Source organism: Sphingobium indicum B90A (genome assembly GCF_000264945.2).
Lineage (GTDB): Bacteria > Pseudomonadota > Alphaproteobacteria > Sphingomonadales > Sphingomonadaceae > Sphingobium > Sphingobium indicum.
The window spans coordinates 26,321-40,194 of sequence record NZ_CP013070.1 but is presented as its reverse complement, the minus strand read 5'-3'; the positions used below and the strand labels follow the sequence as shown (position 1 = coordinate 40,194).

At 60.6% G+C, this 13,874-nt stretch carries 12 protein-coding genes, 1 tRNA gene and 1 pseudogene; 9 read left to right on the top strand and 5 right to left on the bottom strand.

The features are described 5' to 3' along the window. Nucleotides 1-58 precede the first annotated feature (58 nt). Nucleotides 59-952: an N-formylglutamate amidohydrolase gene (locus SIDU_RS00225; RefSeq protein WP_007687444.1), complete on the bottom strand. Its 894-nt coding sequence runs from the start codon at nucleotides 950-952 to the stop codon at nucleotides 59-61. A 149-nt stretch (nucleotides 953-1,101) separates the two neighbouring features. On the opposite strand from SIDU_RS00225, the gene cpdR reads away from it, so the two are divergent. After that, nucleotides 1,102-1,479, top strand: a complete 378-nt coding sequence (gene cpdR / locus SIDU_RS00220) for a cell cycle two-component system response regulator CpdR (protein WP_007687442.1) — start codon at nucleotides 1,102-1,104, stop codon at nucleotides 1,477-1,479. 3 nt (nucleotides 1,480-1,482) lie between these two features. Here cpdR and SIDU_RS00215 read toward each other — a convergent pair whose 3' ends face one another. Further along, nucleotides 1,483-2,817: a dicarboxylate/amino acid:cation symporter gene (locus SIDU_RS00215; RefSeq protein ID WP_025160594.1), complete on the bottom strand. Its 1,335-nt coding sequence runs from the start codon at nucleotides 2,815-2,817 to the stop codon at nucleotides 1,483-1,485. Between the two features lie 127 nt (nucleotides 2,818-2,944). Between SIDU_RS00215 and SIDU_RS00210 the strand changes: the two genes are divergently transcribed. Beyond that, nucleotides 2,945-3,019 (top strand) — tRNA-Val (locus SIDU_RS00210). A gap of 288 nt (nucleotides 3,020-3,307) precedes the next feature. Here SIDU_RS00210 and SIDU_RS19590 read toward each other — a convergent pair. Further along, the gene (locus tag SIDU_RS19590; RefSeq protein ID WP_025771631.1) at nucleotides 3,308-3,562 is read right to left on the bottom strand and encodes a hypothetical protein; all 255 of its coding nucleotides are present in this window, start codon (nucleotides 3,560-3,562) and stop codon (nucleotides 3,308-3,310) included. On the opposite strand from SIDU_RS19590, the gene SIDU_RS00200 reads away from it, so the two are divergent. From SIDU_RS00200 to SIDU_RS00180, 4 genes are all read left to right on the top strand, one after another. Beyond that, complete coding sequence (locus SIDU_RS00200; protein WP_073507104.1) at nucleotides 3,552-4,589, top strand: tyrosine-type recombinase/integrase; 1,038 nt, start codon at nucleotides 3,552-3,554, stop codon at nucleotides 4,587-4,589. The genes SIDU_RS19590 and SIDU_RS00200 overlap by 11 nt on opposite strands. A gap of 728 nt (nucleotides 4,590-5,317) precedes the next feature. Continuing rightward, the gene (locus SIDU_RS19925) at nucleotides 5,318-5,452 is read left to right on the top strand and encodes a plasmid pRiA4b ORF-3-like protein (protein ID WP_007687434.1); all 135 of its coding nucleotides are present in this window, start codon (nucleotides 5,318-5,320) and stop codon (nucleotides 5,450-5,452) included. 393 nt (nucleotides 5,453-5,845) lie between these two features. After that, nucleotides 5,846-7,768: a hypothetical protein gene (locus tag SIDU_RS00185; protein ID WP_233431856.1), complete on the top strand. Its 1,923-nt coding sequence runs from the start codon at nucleotides 5,846-5,848 to the stop codon at nucleotides 7,766-7,768. After that, a complete protein-coding gene (locus SIDU_RS00180) occupies nucleotides 7,765-8,331 on the top strand; it encodes a hypothetical protein (RefSeq protein WP_007687430.1) in 567 nt (188 codons plus the stop codon). The genes SIDU_RS00185 and SIDU_RS00180 overlap by 4 nt, the downstream gene beginning before the upstream one ends. A 250-nt stretch (nucleotides 8,332-8,581) precedes the next feature. On the opposite strand, the pseudogene SIDU_RS20315 reads toward SIDU_RS00180, so the two are convergent. Together SIDU_RS20315 and SIDU_RS19895 are read right to left on the bottom strand one after the other, a co-directional pair. Next, nucleotides 8,582-8,971, bottom strand: a pseudogene (locus tag SIDU_RS20315) (transposase); the annotation flags it as partial. A gap of 278 nt (nucleotides 8,972-9,249) precedes the next feature. Further along, a complete protein-coding gene (locus SIDU_RS19895) occupies nucleotides 9,250-9,396 on the bottom strand; it encodes a hypothetical protein (RefSeq protein WP_200874904.1) in 147 nt (48 codons plus the stop codon). A gap of 275 nt (nucleotides 9,397-9,671) precedes the next feature. On the opposite strand from SIDU_RS19895, the gene SIDU_RS00170 reads away from it, so the two are divergent. The 3 genes from SIDU_RS00170 to SIDU_RS00160 all read left to right on the top strand — a co-directional run bounded on the left by SIDU_RS00170 (nucleotide 9,672) and on the right by SIDU_RS00160 (nucleotide 13,717). Beyond that, nucleotides 9,672-10,526 (top strand): phosphatase PAP2 family protein, encoded by an 855-nt coding sequence (locus tag SIDU_RS00170; RefSeq protein WP_148663229.1) that lies wholly within the window; start codon nucleotides 9,672-9,674, stop codon nucleotides 10,524-10,526. A 93-nt stretch (nucleotides 10,527-10,619) separates the two neighbouring features. Continuing rightward, the gene (locus SIDU_RS00165) at nucleotides 10,620-12,128 is read left to right on the top strand and encodes an ArnT family glycosyltransferase (protein WP_007687424.1); all 1,509 of its coding nucleotides are present in this window, start codon (nucleotides 10,620-10,622) and stop codon (nucleotides 12,126-12,128) included. 110 nt (nucleotides 12,129-12,238) lie between these two features. Further along, nucleotides 12,239-13,717 carry a GtrA family protein gene (locus tag SIDU_RS00160; protein WP_144240394.1) on the top strand — a complete coding sequence of 493 codons (1,479 nt, stop codon included), beginning with the start codon at nucleotides 12,239-12,241 and terminating at the stop codon, nucleotides 13,715-13,717. Nucleotides 13,718-13,874: the final 157 nt, after the last annotated feature.

The following is a 13,874-nucleotide window of genomic DNA, read 5'->3' as shown; positions in this document are numbered from 1 at the left end:
ATTTTGCAGGCCGTCATGGGTTGAATGCCGATCGGCCCTGACGCCCTGTTCTTCCCAATCACTCCGCCGCCATCGCATAGTCCGAACGCGGCAGTTCATGCGCCAGGGCGTTCACGATGGCCGCCACCACCTTCTGCATGGCGGCAAGGCCAGGCCCCGGCTGGTCCATGGCGTCGTCCAGATAAAGGCTTCGGTCGCATTCCACCTGGATGGCATAAAGCCCATGCATCGGCCTGCCATGGCGCTCCACCATGTGATCGCCCGCATAAGGATGATTCTGCGCGACCGCGATGCCGTGGGCGGCCGCCACGTCCGCCGCCAGCGTCATCAGCCGGGCCGAAGCGCTGCGGCCGAATCGATCCCCCAGCACCAGCCCGGCGGCAGCCTGGCCGGCCGTGGGCGGGGGCAGCGGCGGCATGGAATGCAGGTCGATCAGGATCGCATGGCCATAGGCATCCCGCGCCGCCCGCATCAGCCGCGCCAGCGTCGCATGATAGGGCCTGTGGAACAGTTCGATCCGGCGCACCACCTCCGCCCAGCCAAGCGAGCGCTGCCAGAGTTCATGCGCGCCCGGCAAGCGGCGCGGGATCAGGCCCAGCCCGCCGCGCAACTTGGCGCTGCTTTGCAGGGGGACGTCGCGGGGAATGCCGCCGACCATGGCCGCATCGATCTCCCGCTCATGCCGGTTGAGGTCGATCGCCGCCCGCGGCACCCGCGCCACCAGCACTGGAACGCCCTGATCCACCAGCGGATAGGCCAGCATGTCCGCCCAGCGATCCTCCAGCCTTTGCAGAACATCCCGCCGCACCCGCGCCTGCGCCAGCAACGCCGCGTCATAATCACGGCCCGCATGCGGCACGGAAACGACCACCGGCCCGGCGGGGACAGCGGGCTCGTAAAGATCGTAGGCGGGCGTGGTTTCGGTCGGAACCGGCGGCGCGCTATGTCCCAAACAAGATCCTTTCACAGCGGCCGCCCAAAAATGGTTACTCGGCTGGATAATATTTACACCTTGTCGCATATATAGTCGCTTCACGCCATCCGCGAAGGGGGCGATCAGGGGGGCGGCCGTCACAGGCCAGGGACGAGACGTACGGGGCAATGATTCGAATTCTGCTGGCGGAAGATGATGAAAGCATGCGCGCCTATCTGGCCCGCGCCCTGGAGCGCTCAGGCTATGAGGTCGTGTCCGTCGCCACCGGCGCGCAGGCGGTGCCGCATATCGACAGCGACCGTTTCGACCTGCTGCTGACGGACATCGTCATGCCGGAAATGGACGGGATCGAACTGGCCCAGCATGCCGCCGCGGTCGCGCCCGACATGCGAATCATGTTCATCACCGGCTTTGCCGCGGTCACGCTGAAGGCGGGCAAGGCCGTGCCGCAGGCGAAAGTCCTGTCCAAGCCCTTCCACCTGCGCGAACTGGTGCTGGAGGTGGAGCGCATGTTCGGTACGGAGAGCCTGACCGGGCTGAACTAGGCGTCAGCCGGCGACGACCTCTTCCATATCGGGCGTCGGCGGCAGAGGCTGCCCGGCCATGGCGGCGGCGAACCGCTCCCGGTCCAGCCCCTTCTCCCATGCCGACACCACGACCGTCGCGACCGCGTTGCCGATGAAATTGGTGAGGCTGCGGCATTCGCTCATGAAGCGGTCGACGCCCAGGATCAGCGTCATGCCCGCCACCGGCACCGAAGGCACGATGGAAAGCGTTGCCGCAAGCGTGATGAACCCCGCCCCCGTCACGCCCGCCGCCCCCTTGCTGGAGAGCATGGCGACCAGCAGCAGCAACATCTGCTCCTCCAGGCTAAGGTGCACATTGGTCGCCTGCGCGATGAACAGCGCCGCCAGCGTCATATAGATATTGGTGCCGTCCAGGTTGAAGCTGTAGCCCGTCGGCACCACCAGCCCGACCACCGATTTGCGGCATCCGGCCCGCTCCATCTTCTCGATCAGGCTCGGCAGCGCCGCTTCGGAGGAAGAGGTGCCGAGCACCAGCAACAGTTCCGCCCTCAGATAGCGGATCAGGTGCAGGATGTTGAACCCGGCCAGCCGCGCGACCAGCCCCAGCACCACCAGCACGAACAATATCGACGTCAGGTAGAATGTCGCCACCAGGCCGGCCAGATTGGCCAGCGCCCCCACCCCATATTTGCCGATGGTGAAGGCCATGGCGCCGAAAGCGCCCAGCGGCGCCGCCTTCATCAGGAAGGACACCAGCTTGAAGATCGCATGGCTGGCCGATTCGAGCACCGTCATCAGCGGATCGGCCCTTTCGCCGATCATGGTGAGGGCGATGCCGAACAGGATCGCGACGAACAGCACCTGCAGGATATTGTGCCCGTCCGCCACGGCCGAAACCAGCGTGCCGGGAATGATGTCCAGCAGGAATCCCGTCAGCGTCCGGTCATGCGCCTGCTGCTGATATTGGGCGACCTTGCCCACATCCAGCGTGGCGGGATCGATATTCAGCCCCGCGCCCGGATGGACGACATTGGCGACGATCAACCCGACGATCAGCGCCAGGGTGGAAAATGTCAGGAAATAGGCGAAGGCCTTGGCCGCGACCCGGCCGATCGCGCCCAGCTCCTTCATCCCCGCCACGCCGGTCACGATGGTGAGGAAGATGACCGGCGCGATGATCATCTTGACCAGCTTGATGAAGGCTTCCCCCAAGGGCTGGAGCGCGACGCCGGTTTCGGGAAAAAAATGCCCGATCGCCACGCCCGCGGCGATGGCGATCAGCACCTGGACATAGAGCTGGCGATAGAATGGCAGGCGCGCGATGGGCTGGTCAGACGGCGTTGGCGATGGCAGCATGGTGTTTGGCGTCCCCTTTTCGCGCCGCAACATATGGCTTGGCGGGCTGCTGTCCAGAAGAATAGCGGCACGGCTCAATTTCCCGCTTGCGCTGCCTCCCCCCCCCGCTATTGGCCCACTCCACCGTGGGCGTGTAGCTCAGTGGTAGAGCACTGTGTTGACATCGCAGGGGTCGCAAGTTCAATCCTTGCCACGCCCACCATCGAAAACCCCGTCAAATCAACGGTTTGGCGGGGTTTTTGTTTGCCTGCCGGCCGGCGCAGGTCGAACCCGGCCACCGCCCTTTTCGGCAAATTTTGGGCAAATCACCCGCTTCTTTTGGCAAATTCTGGGCGTGCGGATGCTGGGCCAGCGCAGCCAATTCCCGAGTCGCGGACACGGCTCAACGCCCCTCAGACGAAGGCGGTCGACAATCATTCGGCGGCGGCGAACAAAGCCAAAAGGAAAGCTTCGCTGAAGCCGCCAAAGCTGAGCCGACGGGGCACACCGGTCAGCGGCCAGCGCGCCGATGCCAAGCGAAAAGCCTCCCGTTCGCTGAGAGCTCGGGCACCGCCGCAAGGTCGCGGACCAATTGCTTCCTGTCTCGCGACACTCCGCCCTGGTTCGCCATGAAGCTCACGCCGACTTGGGCAACGGAATGCGCCCGACCTTCATAAAACATGACGCGCTGCTTGTTCACGCCTGCAGAAAAATCTGCCCGGCACAGGCCGCGATCAAATAGAAAGGAAACCAAGATGCTCTCCATCCGTACTCGTGGGAAGCAAGGCATCTATTACATCCGGGGCTCAGTCGGACTCGGTAAGAAAAAGATCATCGTCAAGGAATTCAGCACAGGAACGAGCGACCCCGACGCCGCAGCCCATCTGATGGCTGAACATGAGACGAAGCTGCGTCACCAACTGATGTTCGGTCCGGCCGCGACCGTGGCGCAAGGCAGAATAGCCGACGCTTTTGATAGCTACCTGACCAAGGCGAAGCCGCCTTGCCCGTCCGATGTCCTGCGCATCGGCAAACTCAACGGGTTGATCGGCGACTTTTCCCTGCGCGAGCCCAAACAGGCATGGGAACATTTCCGCCGTGCCTATCTGACCGGGCACGATCCGGCGGGCCAGGATCGCTATCGCTCCGTGTTCCAGGCCGCGATCAATGTCTATCACGAGCTGCACGACCTCCCGCCCCTGCGGATCAAGGCGATCCCGTTCAACAATGAACGGGTACGCTTCCTTAGCAAGGAGGATCGCGACCGGTTGATCGCGGCCTACTCGCCCCACATACAGCCGATCATCACCCTGCTCGCCTTCCATGGCCCACGCATCCAGACCGCGTTGCAGTTGCCCTGGGGCGTGAACGGCGTCGATATGAAGGAGGGCTCGATCCGACTCAATCACACCAAGAATGCGATCATCCGATCCGTGCCGATGCATCCACGTGTCATGGACGTGCTGCGCCCGATCTGGGAGAAGCGGGGCCAGCCGACAACGGGGCATGTCTTCCTCAATCGGTTCGGCAAACCCTATCAGGACACCCGCAAGGCCCCCATTCCCGGCGGCAACCCCATCAAGAACCAACACGCCACCGCGTGCAAGCGCGCAGGGGTAGAGGATTTCACCGTCCATGACTGGCGCCACCACTGGGCATCGCACTGCGTCATGGCGGGGATCGACCTCATCACCATCATGAACATGGGCGGCTGGAAGTCGCTCCGGATGGTCCAGCGCTATTCCAGTGTCAGCGTGGATCACATGCGTGAATCCATTAACAAATTGAGCTGAAGGGAGCGGGCCAAAAGGTGGAATCGGCTGCGGGAACCGGCTCCACTTTTTCGCTTCACATTGAGAAAAAAACCGCTCGGGACGGCAGGATAAAAGGTCAGGCTGCAAGCAGCGGCTCTATTTCCTTTATCTCCGCCGCGTCCGTCACCAGCGGGTCATGATGCGCCTGAAGGTTTAGCCAGGACTCAGCGGTCGTGCCCAGCGCCCGCGCCAGCCGCATTGCGGTATCAATGGTAACGGAAGTCTCCTAAGCACATAGCCGCTCGATCCGCGTGCGAGGTACATGGATATGCTTTGCCAGCTTTCCAGAGCTAATACCCATTTCCTCCAAAAATTCATTCAGGATTTCGCCGGGATGGACCGGCACTTGCAGCATGGTCATGGCGGTTCAAAACCGGAGCCGAGGCGAGAAAACCCCTTTCCCGGACCCCATCCCCGGCGGTTATCCCGGTGGGCCCACAGGTACCTCCCGCGGACGCCGCCGCCGGCGCTCCTGACGACGCGCGTCGGCGTCCGCGGGTCCATCCTATGGACTACCAGGATAACCACCAGCTCTAAACAAAGGTGGGCCAATGCTGGGCGCCGGTTGACAGGCCTTCGGGATGAAGGTGAACCCGCCCGAAGCACGCTGATGCTAGGTGCCCAACCACCCCGATCAATCGGATCGATGACTTCCTCTCCTGGAAATAGCAGGCATCAAGGATGACCAACGATCCGGAGAAGGCTGCGTGAGCAACGGCATCGTGGTGCGGATGAAGATTACGCTGGACGATGTCACCCCGACCGTCTGCCGGACCCTGGAGGTGCCGCTCAATATCCGGCTCGATCGTCTGCACACCGTCTTCCAGACCGCCTTCTCCTGAACGGACTCTCACCTATAGGAAATGAGCTTCGGGCAGACCGGCTTGGGCATCCCCGATCCCGAATATGGCTTCGACGGGCCGCTCGAAGCACGTAAGGCCACTCTCGCCCAGTCCTGGCGGACACGGGGCGTAAGACCTTCCAATATATCTAGGACTTCGGCGACGCTTGGGAACGCGTCAGCCCGGCCAGCCCGCACCTGACATATCCGCTTGTAATGGACACGCCGAGCTGGGCGGACATGGCGGGAGTGTGGTCAAGTCGCAACGTGCGTCGGCAACTGATTAGCGGCATGTTAACCATCAATGTCTAAGGCCGATGGAACCATGGCTCGCACCTTTCTCTCCTAGATGACTTTCCTTCTCGCCGATCTGTCGAGCCTGTCGCTGGGCATAGTGCTTGGCTTTGGCCTGATCCTTCTCCCCGGCCTGGGGTTTGCGCGTATCCTGACGCGGGCGGGCCTTGAAACGGGGCGGGGCTGGACTCGCATCGCATGGGGACTGATCCTTGCCTTCGCGGTACTACCGGCTGTCGATGCGCTTCTCGTTCGCGCATTGGGCCTAGCAGCCATGGTCACTTTCCATGGCCTGCTCGCGATTTATGGGCTCGCAGACCACAGGACCTTGCGACCGCCGATGGCCAGCCAGCTCTTGGGCGCCGTGCTGCTATGGCTGTTCATCGTCATATTCGATTCGGTCGATTTCCCGATCGCCGGGAAGCTGAACCAGTCGCTGCTCTATATCGACCTGGTCAAGCATGCTGCCACAACCCACGCGATCGTGCGCGACGGCCTGCCCTTTCAAGACCCCTTCTTCGCGCGACCTGGCGGCGTTGGCTATTATTACTATTACTACCTCTGGTCCGCCGCGATCGAATGGACGAGCGCGCTGTTCGTCAGCCCCCGCATGGCCTTTACCGCATCGCTCTTCTGGGCAGGCCTTGCACTGCCCGCAGCGCTGTGGTGCGTCGCGCGAGAAGCGGGACTGGTGCGCACGGGGCGCGAGCGCGTCTTCATGGGCCTTGTGACCCTGTTCTGCTTCGTTTCCGGCGCCGACCTTATCATGATGGCGCTGCGGTTCACAGCGACAGGCGTGGTCGATGCGCAAAGTGATTGGTGGAACACGACGGTCGGCTTCGCGGTGTATTCGGCGATCGGCGTACCGCATCATCTGACCGCCATGATAGCAGCGTGGGTCGGCTTGCTGCTGCTGGTACGCGCGCAGGCTCTGCGGGGCAGGCGAGCCGCGCTGCTTTCCTTGATGGCCGGCCTTGCCGTAGCCACCTGCTTTGGCTCTTCGGTTTGGGTCATGCTCACGATCGCGCCGGTGCTGGTCATCTGGGGAGCGATCTCGCTGTGGCGTCGCGAACCCTGGCTCACACTCGCGGGCACCGCCGCGCTGGTCGCTTCGGCGCTCCAGATATGCGACCTGCTCCACTTCCGGCATGACAGCGGCTTTCCGGTGGGCGTGACTGTGCGCGCCTTCACTGTGCTGATGCCGGAAGGTGGATGGTGGAACCTGCTTAACGCTGCTCTTCTGCCGCTCAATTATGGCATTGAATTCGGGATTTTCGCCTGGGGAACGATCAGCTGGTGGGGAATGCGTGACCGGCCGGCGCCGACCGCCATGTCGCGCCTGCTGCTGGCGAGCGCTCTGTGCGCCTTGGCCGTGGCGACCTTTCTCAAGTCGACGATCCTCAACAACGACCTGGCTTGGAGGTCGATATGGTTCGTGCAATTCGCCGCCATCCTTTGGACCGCAGCAGCGCTACAGGGACCTGTCAAGCGTCTGCGCGACACTCGATGGAGCGTCAAGGCCCTGCTCGCCCTGGGGATTGCCGCTGTGCTTTGGGACATCGTGGGACTGCGTTTCATTCGTCCCCCTTATATGGCGACCAGCGACGGCGATCTGATCGCGGCCCGCGCAGATGATGACGATCAGCGCGCCGTCTATGAATGGGCGACCCTTCACTTGCCAACGTCGGCCATCATCCAACATAACCCGGCGCTCCACCGGCGCATGTTCGATTTTGGCTTGTACGGCACGCACCGCACCGGGGTCGCCGATCGGGACGCGAACCTGTTCGGCGCGCCTGCCGCCGACGTGGCCGCGCGGATCGCGATGCTGAAACCGATCTACATCCAGGCCCTGCCTGCCGCGGACATGGTCCGCCGCGCCCGGAATGCTGGTGTGGATTATCTCATGTTCGCGTCTTCCGATCCGCTGTGGAAAAGCTCAGGCGGTCCGCCAGCAGGTCTGCGCTGCCTCTACCGTCAGCCATCAGCTTGCCTCGTCTCGGTCAAGGATATAGCTCCATGACGATAGCACTCCGCCTCACACACCTCGCCCTCGCCTATTCCGGCGCGCTGCTGTTGGGGTTCCTCCTGTATCTCGCCCTCATCGTTTCGCCGGTCTTCAGCGGCATGCCAATCCTCTTCTACCGAGGAATCGCGGCGGCGGCGGTCACCGCTCCACTGCTGGCGCTGTTACTGGCGATCGTCGGTCGCCGCGCAGCTTGGCTCGACCTTTCCACCATCGTCGGGGCGATGGCGCTGTCACTGGCATTCAACATCAGTTTCCTGATCGTGTTTCCCGTGACGTTCGACAGGTCAGTCACCATGTTCCTGCTCGCCCGCATCGAACGAGAGGACGGGCTGCTTGACCGGGCGGCGCTGGAGCAGGTCTACACTCGCGAATATGTGGGCGACATGCAGCAGATCGAACGGCGCATCGAGGAGCAGAGCTTGTCGGGCAACATCCGCGTTGAACAGGGACGCATCCACATGACGGCGCAAGGCAAGCGCCTCCTCGAAGGCGGCCGGGTGATCGGTGGCTGGTTCGGGGCCGATCCTCGCTTTCTCGATGCCGCTGCGGTTCGCTAGGATCAGGCTCTGTAATTTGCAGTTGCTCAGCGGTTGTGCCTTGAGGGTTTCAAGGATCTGTCCGCACTCGCCGACCGAGGTCAGTGGTGCTGTATCGGGTCTCGCAAGGCCGGACGTTTAATTGACTCGAAGCGGGCTTGGAGCCCATCTGATCACCTTCGCAGATCGTCCGTCCCCGCGTTCCCTCCCGGGACACCGCCTTAGGGTCAGCTCGAGAGCATCACCGCTGGCGAACTGGTTCTATCCTATCTCACGCCTCGAACAAAGTGCCATCGCGTAACATGGCGTGCATGATGACAGCCAAGCGGCGGGCGAGAGCGACCCTGGCTTTTCTGAGGCCGCGCCGTTTCGCGATCTTGAGCGCCCAGCTTTTCAGCGCGAAGCTCTGCTTGATGCGTGTCAGGATCGAGTTGGCCGCTTCATAGAGCAGCTTGCGAACGGTACCGTCGCCCTGTTTGGCGATCCGGCCCGTCCAGTCAAATTCGCCCGATTGGTGCCGCCGGGGAACCAACCCGAAGTAGGCACCGGCCGTCCGTGACCGCTTGAACCGGCTTGCGTCATCGACGGCTGCGGCGAACGCGGTTGAGGTTTGCACGCCTACACCCGGGATGCTCATCAGGGCCTGGCAGACTGGCGAAGCGGCACAGATCTCCTTCAACTGACGGTCCATCTGTCCGATCTCGGCGACAAGGCCCTCGCGGGCGCGGAGCAGCGATGCGACTGCTTCACCTAGGCCGGATCGACATTCAGGATTCACAAACGGCATGATGTCTGATTGATGGGGTTCCGTGTTGAGGCGCGGAGCGGATGGATGGGGATCATGCGCCGCCGGCGATTTGACATGCACCTCCTTGTAAAAGCCTGTTCGCGCCAACTGGGCTAACCCGGCCGCATCATGCGAATCTGTCTTGTTCGCCTTCATCGCTTCAGGCTTTGATGCGCCTGACGCGCGTCGATGCAGACGATTGCAACGCCCAACTCGCGAAGGCCCAGGGCGATCGATGGTGTCATCCGCCCGGTCTCGATCACCGCGCGTTCGATCGGCCCGTACTGCTTCAACGGCACGGAGATCGCCCCCGGCGTGCTGTCAGCCGTTGACGAGCGCGGTTAACCCCGCACCTCTTGATTAAAATCCTCATAATTAATAAACTCCTTATTTTTCTGAGGCATGTGCCGGAGATGTTGCGAAGATAAAAGGGGATCAATTTGATTATTGTAGCTATGGAGCGGCTCAGTAACCGTGCCAGCGCAATGAAACGCAGGCTGCGCTCGATCCGCAATCACGCCTCGCCTATTCGCTCTTGTTCATCTGGTGCTTATCGTGGCTGTCCATCTTTGCGTTGAGCGACTTCATCGCGAGCGACATATCGCTTTACTGGTCATTTGGTTCGGCGTGCGCGATAGCGGGCTGCGGTGCGCTCGCGCGGCGCTATCGGCATGACAGGGTCGCACTTTTTCTGGAGGCTTGTACCGTTCCTGCCATCGCGGCAGCGCTGAGCGCTGCTACGATCATCATGCTCGCCTCCGTCAGCGGTCGATTTGTCGATGTCCAGTTAATCAGGATCGACGCGATGCTTGGGTTTGATTGGAGGGTCATTTTTGATTTCTACCTGGCCCATCCTTGGATTGTGCCGATTTCCGAGACTGCATATTCGTCATTTCAACCTCAGTTTTTATTGCTTCCCGTTGCATTGTGTCTTTGGCGCCCCGAGATGCTGTGGCCCTACATCACGGCCTATATTTTCGCCCTCTTGGCAACCGCGGCGATTTTCCCGTTTGCCGCGGCGGAAGGGCCATATGTCTATTACGGCATACCGCAGGGCATTGTGCCGAACATAGGAGAGGAATGGCCCTGGCAGTGGCATTTCGGAGAATGGATCACCCAGCTTCAGAAGGGTGAAACTCAAGATATTTCAAAAGTCTGGGGCGGACTGGTACAGTTTCCCAGCTTCCATTCGGCTGCTGCTGTTCTGTTCATTTGGGCAAGCAAAAGCATCCGATTCCTGCGCTGGCCCGGCCTGCTGATCAACGTCGCCATAATCCTCTCGACCTTCATCAGCGGCGCACATTATCTCTCTGACGTTTTGGCAGGATGCGCCATCGGATTGTTGTCGATTTGGGCCGCAACCAGTGTGCCGATCCTTCGGTGGCCCACGCGCTCAAGTTTTCCAAACCTCAGCCCGCAATCTGCTTGATTCCATGTCATGCGCTTGGTTCAAGTGGTTAGCGTGATCTTCACTTTATCGATCTATTTCGTCCGCTGAACAGCTATACGGGAAACAAGGGTAATGATCGCAAGCGGGATCGGGGATAATCGGTTCTGGAATGTCCGGCTTTTAGCCGCGGTGATCGCGGCATTTGCAATACTGCTATACCTTGTCGGCAAACCCATACCGATCATCATCTGGGATGAGGGGCGAATTGTCATCAACGCCATGGAGATGCGCCATAACGGCATCGGGCTGGTGACGACCTATGACTATCATCAGGATCTTTGGAACACCAAACCGCCGCTGCTCATCTGGTTGATGACAGGCAGCATGTCATTGTTCGGGACCACCGAGTTCGCGCTTCGGCTTCCGTCTCTCGTCAGTTCACTCGGTACGGTCTTGCTGGTGATGCTTTTCCTCTACCGAATCACGTCTTCGGCGGCGATCGCAGCCTTTGGCGGCATTACCCTTGCAGCCAGCGTCGCTTTTTTCGGTGAGCATGGCGCGCGAACCGCTGATTACGACGCGCTGCTCACTTTCTTCACTACCGGTTACATGATGCTGCTTTTTTTCGCGGTGCATAGGTCGCATCCACCGCTACGCTGGCTGCTGCTCGCCGGCGCGCTGGGGGCAGGTGCGCTGATGACGAAGGGAATGGCAGGAGGAATTCCAGGCGCCGGACTATTGCTGTACCTCACGATCACACGCCGCTGGTCCAGAGTTTTAGGCAATGTGCATTATCTGATTGGCGCAATCCTTGCCGTTGCTCCGGTTTTGCTATTCCTCGTCCTACGCGAGCGGGCCGATCCTGGCTATCTGCACGCCATGATCTACAACGATGTCAGCGGCCGCTTCAACGAGGCGCTGGACGATCATGATGGCCCGCCTTGGTATTATATCGAAACCACGTTCATCACCGGGCTATTCAGCCTTGGCGTAGCGGGATTGCTGTCCCCGCTCATCCTTCCGCTTGCACGGAGCCGGGTGCGCCTCGCCCTGGCCTTTTCCTTGTGCATCGCCTTCGCCCAGCTTGTTGTCGTCACGATGACCAGCACCAAACTCACCCACTATTATCTCTCCGCTTACCCGTTCGTAGCTATCGCATCCGCTCTTGCAATCCACGCCATCCTGGTTCGCCTGCGTGCGCAGGTGAAATTGGGGACGCTGCCGCGCTACAGGCTGCGGCTTGCAACGCTTGTTGCCACATCGCTGCTCACAGTGGGAGTTGTGCGGGCAGTCGATGTCGACCGAACGCTGTTGTTCGACCGCGAACATTATCCGCGCGCACGATACGGTGCCCTTCTGGATGCGCTCTCCAACCAGCGCGCGCCGGTGATGGCGATTGAACCTGGCTGGAACATCCCCGACGATCCGCATTATGCGCCTGAGTTACGCTTCTATCTGATGGTCGCGCGCGAAAATGGACGAGTGGTCACGCAGACCGGCGACCTCAAGGCACTCGCTTCAGCCTCCCCTGGCGTGATCGTCGCGACCTGCGATGCGTCGACCGCATCGCTCCTCAGGGCGAGGGCCGCAAAAATCGTGGTTGAACAGGACGGCTGTATCGCAAGCCTTGAAGGCGCCTGAGAAATCCAATGCGGGGAACCTTGTTAAACCGGTCTGATCTGGAGGGACGAAGCAACCGAAGCCGGGCCTACAAGGTCGCAATGCGTTACCTCCCTGAGTTGCTGCTTGGCATGGCCACGCTTGCCGCGCTGACGACGCTCTACGACATTCCCTTGACCCACGATGTCGTTTGGCAGTTCTGGATCGCGCGGCAGCTCATGCATGGCGCGGTGCTTTATCGCGATATTTGGGAAATTAACCCACCACTCTGGTTCTGGTCGGCCGTTCCCATGCGTTATGCTGCGGCATGGCTATCCATGCCGCCTCTGCGCCTGCTGGTTGTCGGCGTCATCGCTGTTGGAGCCCTGTCCGCCCTGATGGTCGGGCATCTATCAACCTTTAGGTCCCCGGTTGCACGACTGGCGTTGATGATCCTGTCATTCTGGCTGATCGTGGTCGGGCCGCTTTATGATTTCGGTCAGCGCGAACATATCGCGCTGATCAGCTCTGTTGCCTACGCGGCATTGATTTCACGCCGATCAACAGGAGAAGGCGTACCAAAAACATTGGCACTGCTCGTGGGCATGGCAGCCGCCTACGGATTTGCGCTGAAGCATTATTTCGTGACCGTTCCAATCATGCTGGAATTGTGGCTGATCGCGCGCAACCCAGTACAGTGGCGGATCATCCGCCCGGAAACCACCATGCTGGCGGTGCTTGCCGTGGCTTATGGTGCTGCAGTGATCGTCTTTGCCCCTGCGTTTTTCACCGATAATTTGCCAATGGTCCAGACGGCCTATCATGGCTTCGAATCATCATGGAGGATGGTGCTGCTGCGGCCTTGGACCGTGGTTTGGGCCTTCATAGCCGCCTTCTTCCTGACCTACGGTGGTGCGTTTGGAAAGAAGGCGAACCCATTGGTCTCCACCCTGCTGATCGTCGCCATCGGCTTTGGCGCCGCATACGTTCTGCAGCGTAAGGGATGGCTTTATCACAGCGTGCCTGTGACTGGCGCTGCTGCTCTGGCTCTTGGTGTACGATTGGGAATGGCCGATATGCGCCGGCTGATACCGATGAGCGTAGGACTTTTCATGCTAAGCCTACCCATATTGATGTCCGTCAAGATCGGTCCCTATCTCAACTATTTCAGAGACGAGATCGATCCAATTTTGGCAACGCTTCCCAAGGGAAGTCCCGTCTTCATTGCGTCCGGCGAACCCATGTGGGGATGGCCTACGGTCGGAGATCATGGACTTTCCTGGCCATCACGGCTCTATGCATACTGGATGATACCAGCGATAGCACATGGTGAGGTCAGCGGCCCCAATCCTGCGCCGCTTCGCGCCCTGGCAAAGCGAATACAAGAAGAAGCAGCCTTGGAAATCCGCTGCTCCTCGCCCGCTCTAATTCTTTTCGAACGTCGGCCCAATTACATTTATCAGCCTCCCAGCTTCGACGTTCGAGGTTTTTTCCTCCGCCGCTCGGATATTCGCTCCTATCTGGCGCATAATTATCGCGAAGAAAAACCAATGCCTTGGCTCTACCTCTATCGCCGCGTCACGCCACGTGAGCCGACGCCTTTGAACCCGAAATGCCCGGATTTCTCCTAGGGTGCATGATGCGGGGCGAAGAAATGGCTACGATCCTATATCTAAATGATAGTTTCGCAGACAGACGCCTGAAACTGGCGGTGCCCGATTGCTGCCCGAGTGAATGACGTCCGGGAGCGTCAACGCCGACCCATCTATCGACCCTGGCGCGCAATCT